General features: G+C 58.3%; 24 protein-coding genes. 8 read left to right on the top strand and 16 right to left on the bottom strand.

Annotated elements, in window-relative coordinates; all coding sequences use genetic code 11:
• Positions 1-14: 14 nt before the first annotated feature.
• From ACR0CA_RS13400 to ACR0CA_RS13390, 3 genes are all read right to left on the bottom strand, one after another.
• Entirely contained in the window at positions 15-1118 is a 1104-nt protein-coding gene (locus tag ACR0CA_RS13400; protein WP_170791263.1) for a site-specific DNA-methyltransferase, read from the bottom strand.
• A 107-nt stretch (positions 1119-1225) separates the two neighbouring features.
• Complete coding sequence (locus ACR0CA_RS13395) at positions 1226-1843, bottom strand: ribonuclease HII (protein WP_480899532.1); 618 nt, start codon at positions 1841-1843, stop codon at positions 1226-1228.
• A gap of 109 nt (positions 1844-1952) precedes the next feature.
• Positions 1953-2402, bottom strand: coding sequence for a hypothetical protein (locus ACR0CA_RS13390; protein WP_170774851.1), 450 nt, complete (start codon positions 2400-2402; stop codon positions 1953-1955).
• Between the two features lie 178 nt (positions 2403-2580).
• Between ACR0CA_RS13390 and ACR0CA_RS13385 the strand changes: the two genes are divergently transcribed.
• The 3 genes from ACR0CA_RS13385 to ACR0CA_RS13375 all read left to right on the top strand — a co-directional run bounded on the left by ACR0CA_RS13385 (position 2581) and on the right by ACR0CA_RS13375 (position 5234).
• The gene (locus tag ACR0CA_RS13385; protein WP_480899530.1) at positions 2581-2868 is read left to right on the top strand and encodes a hypothetical protein; all 288 of its coding nucleotides are present in this window, start codon (positions 2581-2583) and stop codon (positions 2866-2868) included.
• Positions 2840-3541 carry a winged helix-turn-helix domain-containing protein gene (locus tag ACR0CA_RS13380; RefSeq protein ID WP_170774855.1) on the top strand — a complete coding sequence of 234 codons (702 nt, stop codon included), beginning with the start codon at positions 2840-2842 and terminating at the stop codon, positions 3539-3541. Before ACR0CA_RS13385 ends, ACR0CA_RS13380 begins: the two co-directional genes overlap by 29 nt.
• A 106-nt stretch (positions 3542-3647) precedes the next feature.
• Complete coding sequence (locus ACR0CA_RS13375; RefSeq protein ID WP_480899528.1) at positions 3648-5234, top strand: DUF427 domain-containing protein; 1587 nt, start codon at positions 3648-3650, stop codon at positions 5232-5234.
• Here ACR0CA_RS13375 and ACR0CA_RS13370 read toward each other — a convergent pair.
• The 6 genes from ACR0CA_RS13370 to ACR0CA_RS13345 all read right to left on the bottom strand — a co-directional run bounded on the left by ACR0CA_RS13370 (position 5231) and on the right by ACR0CA_RS13345 (position 8953).
• Positions 5231-6022 (bottom strand): DUF1217 domain-containing protein, encoded by a 792-nt coding sequence (locus tag ACR0CA_RS13370; protein WP_480899526.1) that lies wholly within the window; start codon positions 6020-6022, stop codon positions 5231-5233. The two genes, ACR0CA_RS13375 and ACR0CA_RS13370, sit on opposite strands and share 4 nt — an antisense overlap.
• A complete protein-coding gene (flbT, locus tag ACR0CA_RS13365; RefSeq protein WP_170774861.1) occupies positions 6019-6420 on the bottom strand; it encodes a flagellar biosynthesis repressor FlbT in 402 nt (133 codons plus the stop codon). Before flbT ends, ACR0CA_RS13370 begins: the two co-directional genes overlap by 4 nt.
• The gene (gene flaF, locus ACR0CA_RS13360; RefSeq protein ID WP_480899524.1) at positions 6420-6794 is read right to left on the bottom strand and encodes a flagellar biosynthesis regulator FlaF; all 375 of its coding nucleotides are present in this window, start codon (positions 6792-6794) and stop codon (positions 6420-6422) included. The genes flbT and flaF overlap by 1 nt, the downstream gene beginning before the upstream one ends.
• Before the next feature lie 77 nt (positions 6795-6871).
• A complete protein-coding gene (locus ACR0CA_RS13355) occupies positions 6872-8119 on the bottom strand; it encodes a flagellin N-terminal helical domain-containing protein (protein WP_480899522.1) in 1248 nt (415 codons plus the stop codon).
• 209 nt (positions 8120-8328) lie between these two features.
• Positions 8329-8688, bottom strand: coding sequence for a flagellar protein FlgN (locus tag ACR0CA_RS13350; protein WP_237218066.1), 360 nt, complete (start codon positions 8686-8688; stop codon positions 8329-8331).
• A complete protein-coding gene (locus tag ACR0CA_RS13345) occupies positions 8672-8953 on the bottom strand; it encodes a rod-binding protein (RefSeq protein WP_170774867.1) in 282 nt (93 codons plus the stop codon). Before ACR0CA_RS13345 ends, ACR0CA_RS13350 begins: the two co-directional genes overlap by 17 nt.
• 111 nt (positions 8954-9064) lie before the next feature.
• Between ACR0CA_RS13345 and ACR0CA_RS13340 the strand changes: the two genes are divergently transcribed.
• The 3 genes from ACR0CA_RS13340 to ACR0CA_RS13330 are packed head-to-tail and all read left to right on the top strand — an operon-like array spanning position 9065 to position 11843.
• Positions 9065-10255: a flagellar hook-length control protein FliK gene (locus ACR0CA_RS13340; RefSeq protein WP_480899520.1), complete on the top strand. Its 1191-nt coding sequence runs from the start codon at positions 9065-9067 to the stop codon at positions 10253-10255.
• A 3-nt stretch (positions 10256-10258) separates the two neighbouring features.
• A complete protein-coding gene (locus tag ACR0CA_RS13335) occupies positions 10259-10921 on the top strand; it encodes a flagellar hook capping FlgD N-terminal domain-containing protein (protein WP_170791276.1) in 663 nt (220 codons plus the stop codon).
• Between the two features lie 55 nt (positions 10922-10976).
• Positions 10977-11843 carry a phosphotransferase family protein gene (locus tag ACR0CA_RS13330; protein WP_480899518.1) on the top strand — a complete coding sequence of 289 codons (867 nt, stop codon included), beginning with the start codon at positions 10977-10979 and terminating at the stop codon, positions 11841-11843.
• 5 nt (positions 11844-11848) lie between these two features.
• Here ACR0CA_RS13330 and ACR0CA_RS13325 read toward each other — a convergent pair whose 3' ends face one another.
• The 5 genes from ACR0CA_RS13325 to ACR0CA_RS13305 form a co-directional block, all read right to left on the bottom strand.
• A complete protein-coding gene (locus ACR0CA_RS13325; RefSeq protein WP_480899517.1) occupies positions 11849-13150 on the bottom strand; it encodes an NAD(P)/FAD-dependent oxidoreductase in 1302 nt (433 codons plus the stop codon).
• Positions 13147-13965: an ABC transporter permease gene (locus ACR0CA_RS13320; protein WP_170774875.1), complete on the bottom strand. Its 819-nt coding sequence runs from the start codon at positions 13963-13965 to the stop codon at positions 13147-13149. Before ACR0CA_RS13320 ends, ACR0CA_RS13325 begins: the two co-directional genes overlap by 4 nt.
• On the bottom strand, positions 13962-14852 hold the full coding sequence (locus ACR0CA_RS13315; RefSeq protein ID WP_480899516.1) for an ABC transporter permease subunit: 891 nt from the start codon (positions 14850-14852) through the stop codon (positions 13962-13964). The genes ACR0CA_RS13320 and ACR0CA_RS13315 overlap by 4 nt, the downstream gene beginning before the upstream one ends.
• Positions 14852-15979 (bottom strand): ABC transporter ATP-binding protein, encoded by a 1128-nt coding sequence (locus ACR0CA_RS13310; RefSeq protein ID WP_480505208.1) that lies wholly within the window; start codon positions 15977-15979, stop codon positions 14852-14854. Before ACR0CA_RS13310 ends, ACR0CA_RS13315 begins: the two co-directional genes overlap by 1 nt.
• Positions 15980-16049: 70 nt before the next feature.
• Positions 16050-17135 (bottom strand): polyamine ABC transporter substrate-binding protein, encoded by a 1086-nt coding sequence (locus ACR0CA_RS13305; protein ID WP_170774881.1) that lies wholly within the window; start codon positions 17133-17135, stop codon positions 16050-16052.
• A 140-nt stretch (positions 17136-17275) separates the two neighbouring features.
• Here ACR0CA_RS13305 and ACR0CA_RS13300 point away from each other — a divergent pair, with 140 nt between their 5' ends.
• Both ACR0CA_RS13300 and ACR0CA_RS13295 read left to right on the top strand, forming a co-directional pair.
• Complete coding sequence (locus ACR0CA_RS13300; protein WP_480505204.1) at positions 17276-17959, top strand: GntR family transcriptional regulator; 684 nt, start codon at positions 17276-17278, stop codon at positions 17957-17959.
• 75 nt (positions 17960-18034) lie between these two features.
• On the top strand, positions 18035-19432 hold the full coding sequence (locus ACR0CA_RS13295) for an aspartate aminotransferase family protein (protein ID WP_480899514.1): 1398 nt from the start codon (positions 18035-18037) through the stop codon (positions 19430-19432).
• Positions 19433-19504: 72 nt separating this feature from the next.
• Here the strand turns inward: ACR0CA_RS13295 and ACR0CA_RS13290 are convergent, their stop codons facing one another.
• Complete coding sequence (locus tag ACR0CA_RS13290) at positions 19505-20803, bottom strand: lytic murein transglycosylase (RefSeq protein WP_170783106.1); 1299 nt, start codon at positions 20801-20803, stop codon at positions 19505-19507.
• A 145-nt stretch (positions 20804-20948) separates the two neighbouring features.
• Positions 20949-23207, bottom strand: a complete 2259-nt coding sequence (gene rnr, locus ACR0CA_RS13285) for a ribonuclease R (RefSeq protein WP_480899512.1) — start codon at positions 23205-23207, stop codon at positions 20949-20951.
• Between the last annotated feature and the right edge of the window lie 43 nt (positions 23208-23250).

The following is a 23250-nucleotide window of genomic DNA, read 5'->3' as shown; positions in this document are numbered from 1 at the left end:
GGCACCGGCGGTATTTAGTTGTGCATTTCAGCCCGGATTTGCTGACGCAGCACGTCGATGGGAACGGTCTTGCCATCGCGCTTGAAGCACCAATAGGTCCAGCCGTTACAGGAAGGCGCGTTCTCCAAATGCGCCCCTACCTGATGGATCGAGCCTTTGACATTTTGCCCGACCAGCGTGCCATCAGCGCGGACCTTGGCCTTGTGACGCTGGTTCATGGAATAGAGCTCTTCCCCCGGACGCAGCATGCCGCGTTCGACCAACTGGCCGAACGGCACGCGCGGCTCGGCGCGTTTGCTGGCGCTGACTTCCAGCGCCTCGCGGTCGAATTTGCGAACCTTGGCGATGCGTTTTTCGGCCACTTTGCGATAACTTTCCTCGCGTTCGATCCCGATGAACTCGCGGCCCAGCATCTTGGCGACAGCGCCGGTCGTGCCCGTACCAAAAAACGGGTCCAGCACCACATCGCCCGGATTGGTCGAACCGACCAGCACCCGATGCAGCAGCGATTCAGGCTTTTGCGTTGGATGCGCCTTATCGCCGTTTTCATCTTTCAGACGTTCATGCCCTGTGCAAATCGGCAGCACCCAGTCGCTGCGCATCTGTACGCCCTCATTCAGCGCCTTCAGCGCCTCGTAATTGAACGTGTATTTCGCACCTTCACGTTTGGACGCCCAAATCATCGTTTCATGCGCATTGGTGAACCGCTTGCCACGGAAGTTTGGCATCGGGTTCGATTTGCGCCAAACCACGTCGTTCAGAATCCAGTATCCCGCATCCTGAAGGGCCGAGCCAACCCGGAAGATGTTGTGATAAGAGCCAATAACCCAGATCGCCCCATTGGGCTTCAACAGACGATGCGCTGCTTTCAGCCATTCGCGAGTGAACTGGTCATAGGCCCCGAAGCTGGAAAACTGATCCCAGTGATCATCAACCGCATCCACCTGAGAGTTATCCGGGCGGTGCAACTGGCCTTTCAGCTGCAAATTATACGGCGGGTCCGCAAAGATCAGGTCAATCGACGCCTCGGGCAGACTGTTCATCACATCGATGCAGTCCCCGGAAAGAATCGTGTTTAAAGGGAGCGCTTTTGCGCCCTTTTTGGTGGTCGTAGTCATATCACTGCCTCAAGTGTCCACGGCGCTTTTGCGCTCATTTGGTTGAGACAAGGATGAGTCAAAGACGATTCGCCGTCAATTTCTTTTTTGAATCAGAGACTTACGATTTACTCTTGATACAAGATATTGTGGACCGGTTTAAACGAACGTCTATGGTGTGGGGTCACACCAAGATTTCGCAGCGCTTCGCGATGCATTTTTGTCGGATAACCTGCGTTCGACTCCCACCCATAGCCGGGATGCTGTTGCGCCAAATCCACCATCACTTGATCGCGCCAGTTTTTCGCAAGGATCGAGGCCGCCGCAATCGACACCGACCGCGCATCGCCTTTGACAACCGCTTGCGAAGGTATGCTCAGCCCGCGCGGAATCATGTTCCCGTCGATCAGCAGATAATCCGGCGGAGGGTTCAAAGCGGCCACCGCGCGCTCCATTGCCAGATGCGAAGCGCGCAAGATGTTGTGCTCGTCTATCTCGGCCACTGTCGCCTCAGCCACTGCGAAATCAGCCTGTTCGCGAATGGTGGCATCCAGCGTCGCGCGACGTTTGGCGGTCAGCTTCTTGGAATCATTGAGCCCCGGCGGAATGTCACCAGGTTTCAGAATCACGGCGGCAGCCACCACGGGCCCGGCCAAAGGCCCTCTACCCACCTCATCTACGCCCGCGATGCGCAGAAACCCATCGTCCAGCGCGGTTTGTTCGATATCGTATGTCGGCGTCGTCATCCCCTTGGGAAACCCTGTTTCAGGCTCCGTCGCAACAAAAAAGAGAGGGCGGCTTGCGCCACCCTCTCCTGCGCGGCGCTTCTGCGACGCCGCTCCTGCTCGAAAACGGTTACTTGTAAACGACACGATAACCTTGCTGGCGCAGGCAGGCGGGTTCATAGGCCCGCTTGACCTTCTTGCCATTCCAGAAACCGACTTTGCACTCTCGCGGCAGGCTATTGGCATATTTGTAGTGTTTCTTGAGGCACCCGGTTCCAAGCAATTGATGACGGGGTGAATAGTGATCAAAGGTGCGCAGACATTTCTGCGGCAGGTCGTATTTCGCCAGATGGTGCGGGCGGGGACGCACCGGGTGATGGGGTTGGATATGCGTTTGGTGACGGCTGGCGCGTTTCTTGTCCTTTTCCTTGTTATAGTAGTGAACGCCCGCGCCAATGATGGCGATGGCGGCCAGACCGCCCAGAATATCCTTGGCATCCGCAGCCCGCGCCTGCGAGGCTGAAACACCCGTAACAGCGACGGCAGTTGCGATGATCAGGGCGATAAATTTCCGGTGCATGATGCGTGTCCTTTTGACCGTGTTGCGACGAACCCGGCTGGGCTCGTGAATTCGTTGGGTCAACACTGGGTTCACCGCCCTCCGACAAGCAATATCGGGACATTGTTATCGAATATCAGGGCCCGCAAACCCCTTAGGATATTGAATATCAGGGCAACACATGCGCAGGATGCAGCCTATGAAACCTATCCTCTCTTCTCTGGCCTTCGCGGCCCTGATATCGCTCGGCACGGCGGCGTCTGCGGCGGATTGCTTTGCGGATTACAAAGCCAAGCAGGACAATCCATTGCGATTGCATTACGGCGTCATGCAGGTGTCGTCCTGCAACAAGAGTCAGGCGCAACAAGAGGTGTCCCAGCGGCTGCGCACCTCGGGCTGGACCCTGCTGAACGTGATGTCGGTTTTCGGACCGGAAGGGTTGGACAAGAGGAAGGCCGATGCCGGAAAATTCTATCTCCGTTACTGACGCGCGGCGATCCGGGGTACGGTTGGTCGGCGCTGGTATTGCCGCGATTGTCCTGATCTTGATCACTGCCGCCGTCTTCCTGTTCTGGTCCCTGCCCGACGCAAACGCGTTCAATGCCCGGGTCGAGCGGTTGTTCGTCGAAAGCGACCTGACCACACAGGCCGAGATCCGCCTGCTGGAAATTCTGGCGCAATCCGGCACTGCATTTGCCGACACCTTGTCCAGCTACCGTATGGTGATCTTCGTGCTGTTGGTCTTTGCCAGCGCGATGCTGGTCACTGCGTTGGTGTTTTTGGTGATGCTGGTCCTTCTGAACCGCCGCATGGCCCAGATCGAGCGTACCGGTATTCAGGTCACATCCCTGCTGATCAGCCGCGAGGAAAACACCGTCTACCTCAACAATATGGATTTCAAACTGACCCCCGCCGCGATGGAGACCCTGTCAGTTCTGGCGGAATCCCGTCTGGATGACGAAGTCCTGTCCGGTGCCCAGATCGAGGCGGTGATCTCGGGCAAGGACGCCGCCGATTGCGAAGAGGCCGCCGGGGCAACCCGGATCAAACGCCTGCGCGACGCGCTAGGCAATCAGATGGTCAGTGAGTTGCTGGTCAAGAATATCGCCAAACGGGGATATATGCTGTCGATCGAAAAAGACGTGATCCAGATGGTCTGACCCCGCTGCCGCGCACGCCGCATGTGCAAAAAACTGTGCGCGGTCCCTCTTGGCATTCCCGGTCCGAAGTCCCATCCTTATAGGACCCCGGACAGGGAGGTCGATGATGAACGTCCACACCACTCCGCATTCCACAGGCTATCGCATCTCGGTTGAACGACTAAAAGGTCGGATCGCCATCTATCGCGGCGACGTGCTGCTGGCTGAAAGTGCCAACGCCGTGGTGATGTATGAAACCCGCTTGCCTCCGACGATCTACATCCCCCGCGCAGATGTGTCTGTCGAATTGAGCGAAGAGACCGAATTGCAAACCTTCTGCCCGTTCAAGGGAACGGCAACCTATCATGACGTGGTCCTTGGGGATCAGCGCCTTGCGAACTCGGTCTGGGCGTATGAGGACGCGCTGCCCGAAAGCAAGGCCATTCAGGGCCATATCGGGTTCCTGCCCAACGCCTATGACCGGCTTGATCTGGGTGGCAATACGCTTGAACAACCCCAAGACGGCAATATCAGCGGCCCTTTGATTGACTGGCTGATGCGCAGCGCCTCGGAAATCGAAACCTCGGAAGCCTTTACCAAAGCGCTGTCCGAGAAGATGCTGGAGCACGGCATTGCCATTCAACGCCTCAGCATTCTGGTCTGGTCGCTGCATCCGCTGATCGCGGGCAAGCACTACATTTGGGAAAAGGGCGAGGATGAGATCTCGACCAATGTGCCAACCTATGAAATTCACGACCATCCGGCCTATATCAACAGCCCGTTGCGACATGTCTCGAACGGGTTGGGCGGAGTTCGCCAGCGGCTGAGTGACGACAACCCGTATAACAGTTTTCCCATTATCGAGGATTTGCGCGCCAAAGGTGCAACCGACTACGTCGCCATGCCCCTGCCATTTTCCGATGGCCGCACCAATGTTCTGACTCTGACCAGCGACCACCCGGATGGGTTCACGACCGAGAATCTAGGTCTTGTCTTTGAATGCTCGGCGGTGATTGCCCGGTTCTACGAGGTGTTCATGCAGCGCGAAAATGCGCAGGTTTTGTTGGAGACCTATGTGGGCAAACGGTCCGGCGCGCGGGTTCTGGGTGGTGAAATCCGACGCGGCGACGGGGATGAGATCGACGCCGCAATCATGTTCTGCGATCTACGTAACTCGACCCGGTTAGAGGAAAAACTGGGCCGCACCCCCTATATCAGCCTGTTAAATGGGTTTTTTGAAACCGTTTCGGGCATCGTGCATGACAATGGCGGCGAGGTTTTGAAATTTATCGGCGACGCTGTTTTGGCCGTGTTCCCCGCAGGTGAGAACTCGATCACGGCCCGTGCCAATGCGCAGCGCTCTGCTATCGGTATTGTTGAAAAGCTTGGTGAGTTTCGGGCCTCAGGCTCTGATGCCCATTGCGATTGCTCCATCGGCGTCGCCTATGGGCGCGTGACCTATGGCAATGTCGGATCCCGCGAACGGCTTGATTTCACCGTGATCGGTCAGGCTGCCAACATCGCCGCGCGATTGGGGGAATATGGTAAGACCGTGGGTCACAGGATCGTGGTCTCGTCTGACATTGTCCCCGCCTGCGCCGACGCGCTGCCCCTTGGGGATGTCGCGCTCCATAATGTGTCTCAGCCGGTGCCATCTTTTGCGCTCAAAACAGCGGCTGATCACATACTGGACGGGCAAACGCCGAGTCCCTAGCCACCCAAAAGGATCAAAGCCGTTTGCGCGGGCGAAATCGTGTTTTGTAGTTGCGAGATCTGGCTGCGCGCCAGATACCTGTCCGTCAGTTCGGCTATGGCCCCGTCATCCGTGAACTGCGCCAGATCATCCGAGCCAGTCAGGCGCGATAGCCTGTCCTTGAACACATCCAACTGCTTATCTATATTCAACTGCCCAAAACTGGACGGAAGCCCCAGGGCGGTTTCCATCATACTACGCAGCGGTGGCAAACCCATCAACTCAAACCACTTAGTATCTGCACTGCCCTCCCGCGCCGCCAAATCTGCCAGTGTGTGCTGAGCAAAAAGCGAGATACGCATGGATTCGTCAGATTGACCCACCGCGACCTCAAATCGGGACACGACATTGTCCCGCGCAATGTCCTCCATGAATGTGACTAAGCCGGTTCTACGAATTTCCCCCGGACCAAGACCGAACGCTTCGGAAAACTCACGATACCGTTTGTCAGACAGCCGGTTTGACAAGGCGTCATCCGCTGAAGTGCCGTCTGACAGCACCTTCTGGATGAAAAACCGATTGTTGATATCGTCCTCCAACCCAAAAGCGCCTAGTGCCACCTGCAGCAACCGTCGATCTGAAACCAAATCCTCGGCGGTCTGCACTTTGGAGATATTGTCCAGAAAATACCGCGTCTCGCGTTCATTGACCGCTGACGTTGCGAAACTGTCGAGTTGCGCGTCATAAGTACGCTGCAAAAACCGCCAGCCAACCAGACCGCCAGAAGGTATGACGGGCTGAAAGGTCATTGCTGATAGGCCATCAACCGCTCTTCCCGCGGCAACAACGTACGCAGGGACTTGAGGCATTTGTAGAATTGCTCAGCCAAAAGGGCTTCTGTGGCCTCAGCCAACACCTTTCGGCTATCGGCGTCAGTGAACACCTGGCTCAACTCCTCGACACGTCGCAGCAGTTGTTGGCGCGCCTGATCCGGCTCCATGTCGCCCGACAGCACCAGCTGTGCCGCATAGCAAACGCGGCGGACGGGCGTGTTCACTTCATCCGGGTGAATAGCATCGCGCAAACGCAGGACATTGGCTTGCGGCGTCATGATTGAAAACCGGCTGCGCCGGTCCCCGTTCTCGACGACCACACCGTTGATCAGCACCCGTTCTTTCGGGGCAAGTTTCAGCACCAGTCCACCCATCAGGTTGCCCCCATATGCCTGAGCCCGCGCAACACTGCCATATTGATCTCCAACAAGGGTTCAACCGTCGCCTTGTTGCCCAACACCTGACCGCTGTGCTGCTCGGTAAATTCCGCAAGGTAAAAAATCCGCGCGCGCAGATCATTGGGCAGCGCGTTATCGGAATCCGCGACGCCACTGGCCAAGACGTTCCACAACCGACGGTTTTCGTGCAACGCCTGAACAAAAGTTCCGAAATCGGATTTCTGACGAGCTGCTGCTGCCTTGAGGCGATGCGTAATCTTGGAAATCGCCTCGTATTCGGTGTCGCGCGGCGTGCGCGTCGGGGCGGCGGTTTGTACGTAGGCACGCTGTGCAAGAGTTTGCGGTATCACTTGAAATCCTTCCAATGGGCCGTCTTAGGGCGGTCAGAACCGGGGCGCGTTTCCACGCCCCGGCCAAGTTCCGAAGATTAACGGAACAGCGACAGGATCGACTGCGGCGCCTGATTGGCGATCGACAGCGACTGGGTGGCCAGCTGCTGCTGCACCTGAAGGGCTTGCAGACGGGCCGAGGTCTCTTCCATGTCAGCGTCAACCAGCGAGCCGATACCGGATTTGAACGAGTCCGCCAGGTTCGAGATGAACTCTTTCTGGGTCTCGATCCGGCCTTGCGACGAACCGAAGGCTGCTGAAGCATCAATCGCAGTGTCGATCAGCGATTCGATGGTTCCCAGCGCAGCCTGTGCGCCTGCATCCGTGGACACGTCTATCGAAGCCAAAGCACCCAGGCCACCCGCGTTCGCATTGGTGAACTGCGCCGAAACTGTCACGTCACGGTCCGCATCCGCGCCCGCTGTGGCAGTACCCGTTACAAAGGTCAGCGTGCCAGGAGATCCCGAGTCGTAGTCAATCGCGACGCCGGTAATGCCTAGGGAGTCGATCTGATTCTTCAGGCCAACTGCAACGATGGCATCCGTATAAGCCGCATCGTAAGTCCCCGAGGGGTCCAGATCAGCGTCTTGAACGGTGTAGGACGCAACCTTGTCGCCAATCGTGATTGACACTTTGTCGCCCGCCGCAAAGTTGTCGGTAGAGCTGTCGATCACGATATCTCCGGTACCGCCGGACTTGTCCATCGTGAAACCCGCCGCATCGTTGTCAGAGGTCACATTGTCCGAACCCGCCAGAACACCCTTACTGGTATAGCCGCCGGTCGACAGGTTTTGCGACACAACCGAAATCGACGATGCGGTCACATTCCCCGCAGAGTCGCGATCCAGAGACGCCAGGATCGAGGCTGTACCGGCCGAACCGTCAACCAGGTTCAGGCCATTGAATTGTGCAGCGCTGACAACAGAAGAAATCTGATCTTTCAACGCAGTTACGTCATCGTTGATCTTGGCCCGATCCACGTTGTCTTCTTGCGCTGCGACGATCTTGCCCTTCATCTGGTTCAGAAGATCGGTCACGGTTTCCGAAGCATTCCGCGCCACAGCAACAGTCGATTCGCCCAAAGCTAGGCTGTCTTTAATCGCGTTGAATCCTTTGACGTCGGATTCCATAACTTTCGAGATCGCCCAAACCGCTGAATTGTCCTTGGCCGTGGCAACGTCTTTACCGGTCGAGATCGCGTTCTGGGTCATCGCCAGATTTTTGTTGACCGATTTCAGAGTCTGCAGCGCAACCATTGCGCCATTGTTGGTCAGAATGCTGGACATAGCTTCTTCCTTTTTACGTATGGGCCCTTTGCGCCCGTGCTAACCCCGCACCACTTGCGGGCTTTAACGTCTTTCTGATCTGTGCGATCCGCCGTCCGGCTGTTCGCGCCACTTGCTGTTTCAAGTGCCCGATCACCTTGGCCCCTGATCTCCTAACGGAGTGCTAAAGGCCCTAGGCTGGAAATTTTGGATTTGAATCAAACCGCCACCTAGGCGCGTTTTTCCAGCTTGGCGTGGCTGCGCACGGCAAAATCGCTGCGCTGCCCGTCGGCACCATAGGTGCTGAATTCGCCGTGTACCCGGCGCAGTTCGGCCATGCGGTCTGCAACGGCGCGAATTCCGTCCGCTGCACTGCCAAGCAACGCCTGATTGCGCGCGACCTTGTCTTGCAGACGAATCAGATCTTCGCTGTCCAGCACCTGCAAATCATTGACTGCATCGATAAGCTTTTCCTTCTCGGGCGCCATCTGGGTCAGCTGATCCAGATCACCCTGCACCAGCGCGTTGCGCTCAAGGTCCAGAACCTCTTCCAAAGACTTAAGAAGCCCCATGTCAGGTTTGGTCGTCATTGGTTGTCTCCATCATTGATTGAAACAGAATTTCCGACAGGCCCACGCCACCGGTTTCGGCCAGTTGGCGGGCCTGATGCTGGACAAGGAACGAGGAAAACTGATCTTCGCCCGCACCGCCTCCGAACGAACTGCGTGCCTCCCCCAACCCGGCGGAATTCAGCATTTCCGACAGGAATGCCGCCTCAAGCTCGACCGCTGCGGCCTTGATTCTATCCGCCGAGGACGCGGGCATTGCAGGGAAGGCTGGTGCTGTAATCTTCATCGCTTTCTCCGAAATTTGCATCGAACTTTCTCGATCAAAAAGGAAAGCAGTTAAAATAAACGTAACTTCCTGCGGGCAGGTTTGTGGCCAGACAACCTGAGTGGGAGCAAAATGCCCAATCCTCTTACAGCGGTGATACCCGCCCAAAATAACGCCAAAATTTCTCCCCAACCTGCCGATGGTTCGGGACAAAAGGCCGATATGTCTTTTCAATCCGTTCTGGATGATCAGGCGCCGCCCGAGCAGAGCCTATCCGAACAGACAGAAGATCTTGTTTCTCTGCTGGATACCGAAACGGTGCCCGACTCGGATTGGGAAGAAGCCAAAGATCTGCAGATAGTCGTGGAAAAAGGTTTGCCTGTTGAAACAGGTTCGCAGACGTTCAAATCGCACCCACTGTCGCGACCTGACGCTGCGCCGGCGGTCGCTGGGATTCCGCACAATTTGGCGGAAACGGGTGATAGCATACGATCTGACGAAGCTCTTGCAGAACCTCCAAAGCGCAATATGGGCGATCGACGCGCCGAGGTATCGCCTGTTTTCAACGATGACTTCCCTGAGGATTCACCAAATCTTCCGACATTGCCAAAAGCAGAGAGCAGGTCAGTTCCTGCTTTTGCAATCGCTGCGGCTCCAACGCCGTTTTCCGCAAAGAAGGAAGTTCTAACTTCGCCGATTTCCCAGGAGCCACATGTTGAGTCGGCTGCAAATCCAAAACCACCTGCTGCACCGACCCAAGTACCCAACCTTATGCAGATGCAACTTCTGGTATCGGAAAATGCCGCTGCACACACCGATTCAACTCCTCTCAACGAGGTAGAGGAAGGCCTGATCGTGAAGGAAACCGGCGCGACCGCATCGGTGCGCGAGACGGCGACGGCAAATCTGCCAGCGACCGCACGGTCCGAGGTTGCTCGGGCCATTGCCGGACAGATGGCGGCAGCGATCACCGCACGGCCTCAATCAGGTGCGGTGGAAATCGCGCTGAACCCTGAAGAACTGGGGCGCGTCTCGATGGTTCTGAATGGGCGTGATGATGGGCTGCATCTGACCATCGCGGCGGAACGTCCCGAGACGCTGGACTTGATGCGCCGCCATCTTGCTGTGCTTGAGGCCGAGTTCAAAAGCCTCGGCTTCGGCGATCTGTCCTTCGACTTGGGCAACTCCGCCGACAAGGGACAGGACCCATCGGACTCCGGTGAAAATTCTTTTTCTGAGACGGTACAATCCGAACTCACCTCTGCCACTCTCCAGCGCCCGGTCAACCTTGGCACGTCCGGGCGCATCGACATAAGGCTGTGACCCATGATCTCTCCTATCGCTTCAACCACGCAGAAAGCCAATCCATTGGCGGCGTCCTCAGGTCAGACGGCCGCGCTGGCCTCGGATTTTGAGACCTTTTTGCTGATGCTGACCGCTCAAGCCCGTCACCAAGACCCGTTGGAGCCGCTGGATTCCTCGGAATACGCCGCGCAACTGGCGCAGTTTTCGATGGTGGAACAACAGGTGCAGACAAATGACCTGCTGACGGCCCTGACCCTGTCGATGAGCAGCATGAATCTGGAGGAACTAGCCAGTTGGGTCGGCATGGATGTGCGCAGCACCTCTCCATTCCAGTTCGACGGCGCGCCGGTGACACTTTACGGCCAGGCCGCTCCGGCGGCGGACGGTGCCGTTCTGGTTATCCGCGACGCAGACGGGGCCGAGGTTGAACGGATCACCGTTCAAACCACCGATTCCGTGTTTGTCTGGGCTGGAACCAAAGAGGACGGCACGCCGCTTCCGGCTGGAACCTACTCTGCCGCATTGGAAAGCTATGACGGGGAAGAGGTTCTGTCGACGCAGCCCATGTCCTCATACGCGCAAGTGATCGAGGCGCAGGTGGGCGAGGATACGGTGTTGCTGACCCTCGAAAACGGGCAGGTCATACCGGCCGGTCTGGTCTCGGGCGTTCGAACCGGAACTTGATCTGCGCGCCGGGACAGGCCAAAGCTGTGCAACGCGCGACTCAACTCCTGACCCGGTGATCCCTCTGCCCGCTTCAAACGCACCTCCGCCCCGCCTTGTGGAAGATCTGTGCCGCTCAGGTATGGTCGAGGCCGGGGCGCGTTTTCAGACCCTTTATGGCGGGCGCACCAATCAGGTCTGGAAGGTTCTGGGCGGAGACGGAGACAAGGTGCTCAAACTGTATCGTTCAGGGCTGCGCAATCCTCTGTTTCGAAACGATGCCCGGCTTGAGGCGCTCTGCCTGACGGAACTTGCCCCCACAGGGTTTGCCCCGCGCCTGCGGGCGGCAGGGCAGGACAATGATGGGCATTGGGTGTTCTATGATCACGCGCCCGGTGCGCCCTGGCAAACCGGGGCCGCGCAGGTGGCTCAATTGCTGCGCAGGCTGCACAGTATGGAAATCCGGATTGACGCACCCGACGGATGCAATGGCAGCGACGACCTACGGGATCATACGCGGCGCATTCTGGGTCTGTGCAAGACACAAGTTCGCCAGCGGTTGGAACAGCTTTGCCCGCAGACCCATGTTGCCGCCACGCCGGACACGTGCCTCATCCATGGCGACCCGGTAGCCGGAAACATCCTGGTTTCGGATATGTGTCTGACGCTGATTGACTGGCAATGCCCAGCGCTGGGGGACCCCTGCGAAGATATCGCCTTGTTCCTGTCCCCAGCTATGCAGCGCCTCTATCGCGGGGCACCCTTGACGCCCGAGGAGGAGGCGGCGTTTCTGACCTCCTATGACCAGCCTCAAATCCTCGCGCGTTTCAACGCGCTGCGCCCCTGGTATGCATGGCGGATGGCGGCCTATTGCTTGTGGCGGGTCGAGAACGGGGCCGACGATTATGCCGCCGGGCTAGAACTGGAAATCGCGTCCCTCTGACCTCGCTACAAATCCGCAAGCCCCATCATCGCGTAGGCAGGCGGCATCAGGGCGCGTCGCCACCGCCCCAGGGGGAACCGACCGGGCCTGCGGGTCATCGGCTCTGGCAAGTCCGGGTTATGCCCCAAAGCCAGTTGAGCCAGAGCCCGTCCGCAAAAGCTTCCCATCGCGACACCGTTGCCGTGATAAGCAAACCCGGCGAACATGCCAGGCTGATCTGGCACCGGACCGGCATAGGGCATCAGGTTGCGGGACAGGCACACCATCCCCGACCACATATGAGTGACGTCCACCCCGCGCCACTCGGGAAACATCGCCGCAAAGTCATGGCAAACCTTTTGGCGAATGGCGGCCTCGGCACGCGACGAGGACCGAAGGCCGCCGCGCATTCCGAACAGGAACCGACGATCCGGCATCAGGCGGAAATAGTGCAACAAATTCCGGGTGTCATATGACATCTGATCCGAAGTCCAACCCTGCGCCTGCAGTTCGGCCTGCGTCAAAGGCCGCGTCACCAGAACGGTCGACTGCGCAGGCATATAACGCCCAGACATCCAAGCCGGAACATCCTCGCTGGAATATCCGTTGGTGCAGATCAGAACGTTTGTCGCCTGTATCCGGCCAGTTGGCGTCTGGACATCAAAGCCGTTCGCTGTTTTGACAATTTTTGACACCGGGCTTCTCTGAAAGAGCTGGGCGCCGCGCGCTTTGGCGGCGTCTGCCAGCCCGTACAGGTACTTCCTTGGGTTCAGACCAAACCCGACGGGGGTGGTATAGCCGCCACGGAACGCGCCACCGAACCCCAAGGCGGGCAGGTCTGCAGCTTCGTGCAAAACACCCAAGGCCTCGGCGCTTTTCCTCAGCCTCTCCATTGCCCGCGCATTGTGCGCCAGTTGGGTTTCACCTTTGGAATGGGTATCGGCGTCGATTTCATAACTGCTCAGAAGATCGGCGACCAGATGGACGGCATCTTCCTCGGCCTGCGCATAGCCCGCTGTCGCCGCCTCACCGAACAGACGGGTCATGGCCTTGGGGTTAAGCTTCGACCCGCCCAGGCAACAAAACCCACCATTTCGGCCAGACGCCCCCCAGCCGGGCGTTTCGGCCTCAAGCACAGCGACGGATGCCCCGGCCTTGGTCAGATGCAACGCGGCGGACAGGCCAGTGAAACCCGCGCCAACAATGGCTACGTCAACGACCAAATCCCCAGACTGTTCCGGCCAATTGGGGGCGGCAATTGTTTCGTCCCACCAGCATCCCTGCCTTGGGCCGGGACCATAAGTATAGTCCGGAAACAGCCGTTTCATTCGGCCCGTGCCGCGGCCATTTCATCCTGCTTTTGTCGCATCATGGCGCGTTTTGTCACCAGCGACGCGGTAATGACGCCCACTGTCACGACGGCGATCATCAACGTTGACAGCGCGTTAATCTCGGGGCTGACACCCAGCCTGACCGCCGAGAAGATCTTAATCGGCAGGGTTGTGGCCGACGGCCCCGAGGTAAAGGACGCAATCACCAGATCATCCAGCGACAGGGTAAAGGCCAGCAACCAGCCGGAAATCACGGCAGGCGCAATGATCGGCAGTGTCACTAGGCGAAACGCTTGCGCGGGCGAACAACCAAGGTCCAGAGCGGCCTCTTCCAGCGACTGATCGAACGTCACCAAACGCGACGAGACAACGACCGAGACGAAACACATCGAAAAGGTCGTATGCGCCAGAACGATGGTCAGGATACCGCGATCCAGCCCGATGCCGATGAACAGCAGCAGCAGCGACAGGCCGGTGATTACCTCGGGCATCACCAGCGGGGCGTAGATCATACCGGAGAACAGCGTTCGACCGAAGAAACGCCCCCCACGCACCAGCACATAGGCGGCGGCGGTGCCCAGAATGGTCGCCAGCGTAGACGAGAACACAGCCACCCGGATTGTCACCCATGCCGCATCCAGAAACGCCTCGTTCTGGACCAGCTCACCATACCATTTGGTCGAGAAGCCAGCCCAGACGGTGACCAGCTTGCTTTCGTTGAAGGAAAAGATGATCAGGATGATCATCGGGATATAGAGGAACGCAAATCCCAGCGTCAGCGAGACCGCGTTGAACCAGCTTAGCCTGTTCATTGCTCGGCCTCCGTCTGTTTCTGCTGGTTGCGCTGGAACAGCACGATTGGGATCACAAGGATCAGCAGCAATACTACGGCCACGGCGCTCGCCACGGGCCAGTCGCGGTTCGAGAAGAACTCCTCCCACAAAACCTTGCCGATCATCAACGTGCCTGACCCGCCCAGAAGCGAGGGGATGACGAATTCGCCAATCACCGGGATCATCACAAGGAAACAGCCTGCTATGATGCCGGGGCGCGACAGCGGGATTGTCACAAGCCAAAAGGCTTGAACCCGCGAACAACCAAGGTCTTCGGCGGCCTCGATCAGGGATTCGTCCATCCGTTCCAGCGCCGAATAGATCGGCAGGATCATGAACGGCAGATAGGTGTAGACGATGCCGATATAGACGGCAGTGTTGGTGTTCAGAATGGTCAGCGGGGTCGAGATCAGCCCTGTCCACAGCAGCAACTGGTTCAGATAACCTTCGTTCGACAGGATACCCATCCACGCATAAACGCGGATCAGGAACGAGGTCCAGAAGGGCAGGATCACCAGCATCATCAGCGTCGGGCGCCACTCGGCAGGCGCGCGGGCCATGCCATAGGCGATCGGATACCCCACTAGCAGGGTCAAAAACGTCGAAATCAGAGCGATTTTTACGCTGGACAGGTAGGCTTTCCAGTAAAGGTCATCCTCGGTCAGCCAGACATAGTTTTCCAGGTCAAGCTGGCTGGAGAAATCCTTGATGCCCGACCAGCCCTGCGAAAAGTCCAGCGTCGGCGTATAAGGCGGAATCGCCAGCGCGATATCCGACAGCGAGATTTTCAGGACGATGAAGAACGGCACCAAGAACAGCGCCAGCAGCCAGACATAGGGGACGGCGATCAGAAAGGCGCGGCGCATCAGTCGGCCAGCAGAACCGCAGCCGTTGCTGTCCAGGACAGCCAGACCGGGTCTTCCCACGTGAATGAACGGCGCGAGATACGGCGGGTATTGGCCGTCTGCGCCTTGATGATCGTGCCGTTGGGCAATTCGACGTGATAGGTGGACAGGTTCCCCAAATAGGCGATGTCATGGACCTTGCCTTGCACCGCATTGATCGCGTCCGCCGGGCGGTCGGCCGAGATAGTTACCTTCTCGGGGCGGATGGCCAGATGACAGGCCTGCCCCCGCGCAAACCCTTTGGCCGAGGTCGCGGTCAACGGGGCCTGCCCTTCGGCCCAATCGATCTGATAGGTGTCTTCACCATTGGCGGTGGCGCGGCCTTCAATGATGTTCACGTCGCCAATAAAGTCTGCGACATAGACCGAGTTGGGGTTCTCATAAATCCGGTCCGGCGTGGCGACTTGCATCAGCTGTCCCTGATCCATTACGGCCACGCGGCTCGCCACGGTCATAGCTTCCTCCTGATCGTGGGTCACGATGACAAAGGTGGTGCCGGTCTTTTCCTGAATATCCATCAGCTCGAACTGCGTGTCCTGCCGCAGCTTCTTGTCCAGCGCGCCCAACGGTTCGTCCAGCAGCAATAGTTTTGGCGCTTTCGCCAAAGACCGTGCTAAAGCGACCCGCTGCCGCTGCCCGCCCGAGATCTGGTGCGGTTTACGACGCGCGAATTGCGTCAGCCGGGTCAGGCGCAGCATTTCTTCGACTCTGTCCTCAAGGTCGCGTTTGGGTATGTTGTCCCGGCGCAGACCAAAGGCGATGTTTTCCCAGATGCTCAGATGGGGGAACAGTGCGTAGGATTGGAACATCATGTTCACCGCCCGCTTGTTCGGTGGGATCGGGTCGATATCCTGACCGCCCAACATAATGTGGCCTTCTGTGGGCGTCTCGAACCCCGCCAACATCCGCATCATTGTGGTCTTGCCGCAGCCCGAAGGCCCCAGTAGAGCGAAAAATTCTTTCTCGAAAATATCCAGAGACAGGTTGTCGATTGCCGTAAAGTCTCCAAACCGCTTGGTGACATTCTGGAATTGGATCAAGGGTTTCGCCTGTGGGTCTTCCCACGGCGCAAAGACGTCAGAGTTCACTACAGCCCCCGTTCGGCAATCTTGGGAAAAACGGCAGGGCGGAAAACCCGCCCTGCCTTAGGAAATCGGATCAGGTACCCGATTTGATCTTGGTCCACAGACGGGTCACAACCCGCTGCGTTTTTGCCGGGTAGGGCGTGGTGATGTAGAGATTCTGCATCGTTGCGTCGTCCGGATAGATCGCCGGATCGCCGATCACGTCTTCCTCAAGAAACTCTTGCGAGGCCTTGTTGCCATTGGCGTAGTACACATAGTTCGACGCCGCAGCCATGTTGTTGGCATCCAGGATGAAGTTCAGGAACTTATGCGCACCTTCCGGGTTCGGTGCATCCGCCGGAATCGCCATCTGGTCGAACCACATCAGCGAGCCTTCGGCGAAGGGGTGATATTCAATCTCGACTCCGTTGTCGGCCTCGGCGGCACGGTCACGGGCCTGAAGAATATCACCCGACCAACCCACGGCCACGCAGATATCGCCATTGGCCAGCGCGTTGATGTATTCCGAGCTGTGGAATTTCTGGATGTAGGGGCGCACGCTGGTCAGCACTTCTTCGACCTTGCCGATCACCTTGGGATCATGGCTGTCAGGGTCTTCGCCCAAAAATTGCAGCGTCATCGGAATCATTTCCGCGGGCGCATCCAGGAAATGAACGCCGCAACCGGCCAGCTTTTCCATATTCTCAGGTTTCAGCACCAGCTCCATGCTATTCAGCGCAACATCGTCGCCCAGCAGCTCACGCACTTTGCCAACATTCACACCGATCCCGGTGGTGCCCCACATGTAGTTGATCGAATAGGCGTTGTCGGGGTCATAGCCCGCAGTGCGTTCCTGAATGACATCCCAAAGGTTGCCTGAATTGTCCAACTGCGACGTATCCAGTTGCTGGAAAGCCCCAGCCTGGATCTGGCGCTGAAGGAATGTGCCCGAGGGCACAACCACATCATAGCCCGATCCGCCAGCCAGCATTTTGGTTTCCAAAACTTCGTTGCTGTCGAACACATCGTAGATCAGCGTCAGGCCGGTTTCGGCCTCGAACTTCTCCAGCAGCTCCTCGTCGATATAGTCCGACCAATTGTAGACACGCACCTCTTCGGCGAAGGCCGCCGAAGTCCCCAATGCGATGACCGCTGTCAGTGTCAGCGTTTTGATTGACATTTTCTTCTCCCTGCAAGTGTGCGGGTATTTTCCCGTTTTTTTGGATTTGATCAAGTTTTGCGTTTTCCCCCGATCCATCGTATGGTTTCACGAGGTCAGATTCCTGGCAAGTCAACATAGTCGAAAATAGGGTAAACCACTTGGATTTGATCAAAAATAAGGCGGTTTCACAGGTCTCCGGGGATCAGAAACAGCCGGCGCATGAACAGGTCTATCAGACACTGCGCGCACAGATCATGTACGGCGATCTGGTGCCCGGACAGCCTGTTACCATACAAGGACTGACTGATTCGCTTGGAGTTGGCATGACCCCTGTACGCGAGGCGATCCGAAGGCTGATCTCGGACGGCGCACTGGTGTTTCAAGGCAACCGCCGGGTCAGTGTACCTTTGCTGAAGGACAGTGATGTCGGGCAAATGATTTTTGCAAGAATTGCAATAGAATCAGAGCTTTCCAGACGTGCGACCCTTAACATGAGCAAGGCCGAGATAGACGCACTCGCCCGCATCGATCAACGATTGGACCGCACCATCGCGGACGGAGATGTCGGCGGCTATCTGCGCCTGAACCACCAGTTCCACCAAACTCTGTACGCCCATGCCGACGCCCCGATTCTGAACGATTTGGCCGAAAGTCTGTGGCTTCGGTTCGGCCCGTCCCTACGAGTCGTATGCGGCCGGTTCGGAACTCAAAGCCTGCCGGATCGCCATAAGGACATCGTCTCGGCACTGCGTGATCAAGACCCCCAGCGCGTTGCAAAAGCCACCGCGCAAGACATCGAACAAGGGATGGAACTGATGGCCGAAGCACTATCGACGTCCTAGAATAGTGCGATTCGATTGACAGGGAAAAATTTGATCATATTGTGATCGCCAACCGCTCTTGCAGGAGATTCCCCGATGTCGACCATCACCAACCACATGCCGACCGCCGAGTTGCAGGCGCTGGACGCTGCCCACCATATGCACCCTTTCTCGACCAATGCGGACCTGAGCAAGGACGGTGTGCGAGTCATTACCGGCGCCAATGGTATCTATTTGTCCGACAGTGAAGGGGAACAGATTCTGGATGCCATGGCCGGGCTCTGGTGCGTGAATATCGGCTATGGCCGCGATGAACTGGCGGATGCCGCCGCCCGCCAAATGCGCGAGCTTCCCTACTACAACACCTTCTTCAAGACCACCCATGTCCCCGCCATCGCCTTGGCCAACAAACTGGCCGAACTGGCGCCAGGCGATCTGAACCATGTGTTTTTTGCAGGCAGCGGGTCCGAGGCAAATGACACCAATATCCGCCTCGTTCGCACCTATTGGGCCGAAAAAGGCCAGCCTGACAAGAATATCATCATCAGCCGCCACAACGCCTATCACGGCTCATCCGTAGGCTCAGCGTCGCTTGGCGGAATGGCTGGGATGCATGCTCAGGGCGGCATTCCGATCCCAAATGTCCATCATATCAATCAACCCAACTGGTGGGCCGAGGGCGGCGACATGGCGCCAGAAGAGTTCGGCCTGGCCCGTGCGCGTGAATTGGAAGAGGCGATTCTGGAGTTGGGCGAAAACCGCGTTGCAGCCTTCATCGCCGAACCCGTGCAGGGCGCGGGTGGCGTGATTGTAGCTCCCGAAACCTATTGGCCGGAAATCCAGCGCATCTGCGACAAATACGAAATCCTGCTGATCGCCGATGAGGTGATCTGCGGCTTCGGTCGCACCGGAAGCTGGTTCGGCTCACAAACCATGGGCATCCGCCCGCACATCATGACCATCGCCAAGGGCCTCAGCTCGGGCTACGCCCCCATCGGCGGGTCCATCGTCAACGACGACATCGCCAAAGTTATCGGCGATACCGAATTCAACCACGGCTATACCTATTCCGGTCACCCTGTTGCCGCCGCCGTGGCGTTGGAAAACCTGCGCATCCTCGAAGAGGAACGCATAGTGGACCACGTCCGCGACGTCGCCGCCCCCTACCTGAAAAAAAAATGGGAAGCTCTGACCAGCCACCCGCTGGTGGGTGAAGCGAAAATTGTCGGCATGATGGGCTCAATCGCCCTAACCCCGGACAAATCCAGCCGTGCAAAATTCGCATCCGAAGCTGGAACGATCGGCTTGATCTGCCGCGAGCGCTGCTTTGCCAACAATCTGATCATGCGCCATGTCGGCGACCGCATGATTATCTCGCCACCGCTGATTGTGACACCTGCGGATATCGACGAAATGTTCCTGCGCATCCACAAATCACTGGACGAAGCGCATGCAGAAATCACCAAACAGGGATTGATGAGAGCCGCCAATTGATCCGCGCAGCTTCATCTGGCCAAAAATATCTCGGGGGAGTCGCGGCCTGCCGCGGCGGGGGCAGCGCCCCCTTTACCTCAACCGCTCAAGCAACCGCAGGGACGGGTAGCCATCCGGCACCAACCCCTGCGCGAGCTGATATTCTCGCACAGCATTGACCGTATTTGGGCCCGTGCGTCCATCCACGCCCTGCGTATCAAACCCGGCTTCAGTCAAGCGGGTCTGAAGCTCTTTCTTCTCGGTAAAGCTCAGCACCCGGTCGCCACGTGGCCACGCGCCTTGAAACGGCGCGCCACCCGCCAAACGGTCCGACAGGTGCCCGACCCCGATCACATAGGCATCCGCGCTATTGTACTTCTCGATCACCCGGAAATTGTCGAAGACCATCAACGCAACCCCCTGCCCACCAGCAGGCAGCAGGATCGCGGCCTTACCATGGTTGGGAACCGCACGGCCTTGCGGTGTCACCACCCCCTGCCGCGCCCATTGCGATGGTTTCAGAGTATAATCCCGCCGCGCCTGGCTATAGTCGAACCCTTCAGGCAACCGCACTTCGACCCCCCAGGGCTGACCCTTTTTCCACCCATGGCGCGCCAGATAAGACGCGGCCGAGGCTAGTGCATCCGTTGGATCATCGGCCCAGATATCCCTGCGACCATCGCGGTCGAAATCCACCGCATGTTCCAGATACGAGGTCGGCATGAACTGCGTATGCCCCATCGCACCCGCCCAACTTCCAACCATATTGGACGGCGCTACATCCCCGGCCTCGACAATCTGCAAAGCCGCAACCAGCTGCGCCTCGAAAAACTGCGCGCGGCGGGCGTCAAAGGCCAATGTCGCCAGCGAGCGGATCGTCTGATCCCCGCCTTTGAATGATCCATACGAGGTCTCAAGCCCCCAGATCGCGGTCACAACCTCTTTTTCGACGCCATATTTCTTTTCGATCTTGTTCAGGGTTTGACTGTAGTCATCCAACCCGGCACGCCCACCAGCGATGCGTTTGCTCGACACAGCGGAATCCAGATAGTCCCAGATCGGTTTTGAGAACTCGGCCTGATTGCGGTCCCGTTTGATGACGTCCTTGTCATAGGTCAGCCCGGTCAGTGACCGGTCCAAAGTACCCGCCGAAATCCCCTGTTCCAGCGCCCGTTTGCGAAAGGCGCCCAACCATGCCTGAAAGCGTGCGTTTCCTTCGGTTGCCACCCGATACTCCTGTGTCGATGGCCGCAAGGCCGGACGCAGCGAAACCGTCACATCCGCCGAGGCCACCTGAAAAGCCCCTGACCCGTCTTCTGCGTGACCCGGCGATACCTGCAAAAGGGACGCCCATAGCGCGACGGTCACGGCGCCGCTGATGCTTTTACGCATGTCGAATGTCCTGATTACTGCTCAAGGCCAAGAATAGCGCAAAACGGGAAATTCACAAAGCGCGCAAAAGACCGATGCGCCGTGTTTTGCCCAGCGAACGCATGCTGACGGCACCGGTTCGTGACCTGAGGCCCGGCCAGGGCGCCTACTTCTGCCGGCGCTTGCGTTCGACCTTGCGCTTGATCTTGTCTTTCTTTCGCTTGTTGCTTAGCGCCTTTCGCCGCGCGCCGCGTTTCACCGGACCTCGCCCACGCGGCAGGGCCTGATCGTCGATGGACAGCAACTCCAGCTCCAACCCGCCCGTAACCGGCGTCGCCTCAGTCAGGCGCACCGTGACGCGTTGGCCGATGGCGATAATCAGCCCGGTGTCTGATCCCATCAGCGTCCCGGCCTCGCGGTCGAAATGAAAAAACTCACGCCCCAAGGATCGCACGGGCACCAACCCATCAGCGCCGGTTTCGTCCATCTTCACAAAGGCCCCGAACCGCGCGATGCCGCTGATGCGGCCGGTGAACTCGTTACCCACCCGCTCGCTCAGATAGGCGGCCAGATAGCGGTCGGTTGTGTCACGCTCGGCCATCATCGAACGCCGCTCGGTGTCCGAGATATGGGTGGCGGTTTCGTCCAGCCGCGCAATTTCATCCTCGGTAAGCCCATCCTTGCCCCAACCATGGGCCGAGATCAGCGCCCGATGCACGATCAGGTCGGCGTAGCGGCGGATGGGCGAAGTGAAATGCGCGTAATTCCGCAGCGCCAGCCCGAAATGGCCGAAGTTCTCGGGGTTGTAATAGGCCTGCGCCATCGACCGCAGGGTGCTCAGGTTGATCAACTCGGCATCTTCAGTGCCCGCAGCAGCGTTCAGCAGCGCGTTGAGGTGGCGTGTTTGCAGCACCTGCCCTTTCGCAAGGTTCAAACCGGCAGCCTGAGCAGTTTCCCGCAGGCTTTCCAGCTTCTCTGGCGCGGGTTCTTCGTGGACACGGAACAGCAGCGGGCGGCGCTTGGCAATCAGAGTTTCAGCGGCGGCCACATTGGCGAGGATCATGAACTCTTCGATCAGCTTATGCGCGTCCAGACGATCGCGGAACGCGACGCTGGTCACTTCACCCGTGTCGCTGAGCACGATCTTGCGTTCGGGGAGGTCCAGCTCCAGCGGTTGACGCTCTGCCCGTGCGGTTTTCAGCGCGGCATAAGCGGCATAGAGCGGCTTCAGAACTGTCTCTAACAGTGGGCCGGTGCGATCATTCGGCGACCCGTCGATGGCCTCCTGCACTTCAGCATAGTGCAGCGACGCAACCGAGCGCATCAATCCCCGCACAAAGCGATGACCGATCTTGTTGCCTTCGGCGTCGATCTGCATCCGAACGGCGATACAGGCGCGCGGAACGCCTTCATGCAGTGAACACAGATCGCCTGACAGACGGTCAGGCAGCATTGGAACCACGCGGTCTGGGAAATAGCTGGAATTGCCACGCTTGCGTGCCTCGCGATCCAGTGCGGTTCCGGGCTGCACATAGGCGGCGACATCGGCGATGGCGACCCAGATCACGTGACCGCCGGGGTTCTTCGGATCATCGTCCGCATGCGCATAGCACGCGTCGTCATGATCCCGCGCATCCGAGGGGTCGATGGTTAGCAGCGGCATATCCCGCAGGTCTTCGCGGCCCTTCAGACCGACGGGTTTGGCCTTGTCGGCCTCGGCGATCACCTTGTCCGGGAAGTCGTCAGGGATACCATGCTGGTGGATAGCAATCAGCGAGACCGCCTTGGGCGCGGTGGGGTCGCCCAACCGTTCAACGATGCGGGCGCGGGGCAGGCCCATGCGGTTCTTGGGCCCGGCCTGTTCGGCCTCGACCAACTCACCGTCCTTTGCGCCCAACACAGCGCCATCGGGAACAAGCCATTCATTCTGGCCCGCTTTGTCGATGGGTACGATCCGCCCGCCCTCGGCCCCTTTGCGGAAAATGCCGACGATCTTGCGCGGGTTGGTGCCGATGCGACGGATCAGGCGGGCTTCGTAGTTGTGGTCTTCCTCATGCACCACGGTCAGGCGGGCCAAAATCCGGTCGCCCTCGCCCAGAGCCGGGTCACTGGCGCGGGTAATCAGCAAAACGATAGGCTCGACCCCTTCGCCATGCCACTCCAGCGGGCGCGCAAACAGGTCGCCATCCTCGTTCGGAGCCTTGACCTGCAACACACTGACCGGTGGCAGACGATCAGGGTCGCCATAGCTGCGCTTGCGTTTTTCCAGATGGCCCTCGGCCTCAAGCTCGCGCAGGATGCGTTTCAGGTCGATCCGCGCCGCACCCTTGATCCCAAAGGCTTTGGCGATATCGCGTTTCGAAGTCAGGGTGGGGTTCGCCGAGATCCAGTCAAGGACCTCCTGCTTGGTGGGTATGCGACTCATATATTTGGCGTAACACGGGCGTGCGACGGCGTCATGACCAAAA

It is taken from the genome of Ruegeria sp. F12 (genome assembly GCF_056533885.1).
This window is presented reverse-complemented; position numbering and strand designations above follow the sequence as displayed.

Coding starts and splice junctions, on each gene's coding strand:
- ACR0CA_RS13325 (WP_480899517.1), bottom strand. CDS start 13,150: ATGAAACGGCTGTTTCCGGACTATACTTATGGTCCCGGCCCAAGGCAG.
- ACR0CA_RS13340 (WP_480899520.1), top strand. CDS start 9,065: ATGCCCAATCCTCTTACAGCGGTGATACCCGCCCAAAATAACGCCAAA.
- ACR0CA_RS13390 (WP_170774851.1), bottom strand. CDS start 2,402: ATGCACCGGAAATTTATCGCCCTGATCATCGCAACTGCCGTCGCTGTT.
- ACR0CA_RS13375 (WP_480899528.1), top strand. CDS start 3,648: ATGAACGTCCACACCACTCCGCATTCCACAGGCTATCGCATCTCGGTT.
- ACR0CA_RS13380 (WP_170774855.1), top strand. CDS start 2,840: ATGCCGGAAAATTCTATCTCCGTTACTGACGCGCGGCGATCCGGGGTA.
- ACR0CA_RS13305 (WP_170774881.1), bottom strand. CDS start 17,135: ATGTCAATCAAAACGCTGACACTGACAGCGGTCATCGCATTGGGGACT.
- rnr (WP_480899512.1), bottom strand. CDS start 23,207: ATGAGTCGCATACCCACCAAGCAGGAGGTCCTTGACTGGATCTCGGCG.
- ACR0CA_RS13385 (WP_480899530.1), top strand. CDS start 2,581: ATGAAACCTATCCTCTCTTCTCTGGCCTTCGCGGCCCTGATATCGCTC.
- ACR0CA_RS13315 (WP_480899516.1), bottom strand. CDS start 14,852: ATGCGCCGCGCCTTTCTGATCGCCGTCCCCTATGTCTGGCTGCTGGCG.
- ACR0CA_RS13295 (WP_480899514.1), top strand. CDS start 18,035: ATGTCGACCATCACCAACCACATGCCGACCGCCGAGTTGCAGGCGCTG.
- ACR0CA_RS13320 (WP_170774875.1), bottom strand. CDS start 13,965: ATGAACAGGCTAAGCTGGTTCAACGCGGTCTCGCTGACGCTGGGATTT.
- ACR0CA_RS13290 (WP_170783106.1), bottom strand. CDS start 20,803: ATGCGTAAAAGCATCAGCGGCGCCGTGACCGTCGCGCTATGGGCGTCC.
- ACR0CA_RS13395 (WP_480899532.1), bottom strand. CDS start 1,843: ATGACGACGCCGACATACGATATCGAACAAACCGCGCTGGACGATGGG.
- flbT (WP_170774861.1), bottom strand. CDS start 6,420: ATGGGTGGACTGGTGCTGAAACTTGCCCCGAAAGAACGGGTGCTGATC.
- ACR0CA_RS13345 (WP_170774867.1), bottom strand. CDS start 8,953: ATGAAGATTACAGCACCAGCCTTCCCTGCAATGCCCGCGTCCTCGGCG.
- ACR0CA_RS13355 (WP_480899522.1), bottom strand. CDS start 8,119: ATGTCCAGCATTCTGACCAACAATGGCGCAATGGTTGCGCTGCAGACT.
- ACR0CA_RS13370 (WP_480899526.1), bottom strand. CDS start 6,022: ATGACCTTTCAGCCCGTCATACCTTCTGGCGGTCTGGTTGGCTGGCGG.
- ACR0CA_RS13400 (WP_170791263.1), bottom strand. CDS start 1,118: ATGACTACGACCACCAAAAAGGGCGCAAAAGCGCTCCCTTTAAACACG.
- ACR0CA_RS13335 (WP_170791276.1), top strand. CDS start 10,259: ATGATCTCTCCTATCGCTTCAACCACGCAGAAAGCCAATCCATTGGCG.
- ACR0CA_RS13350 (WP_237218066.1), bottom strand. CDS start 8,688: ATGACGACCAAACCTGACATGGGGCTTCTTAAGTCTTTGGAAGAGGTT.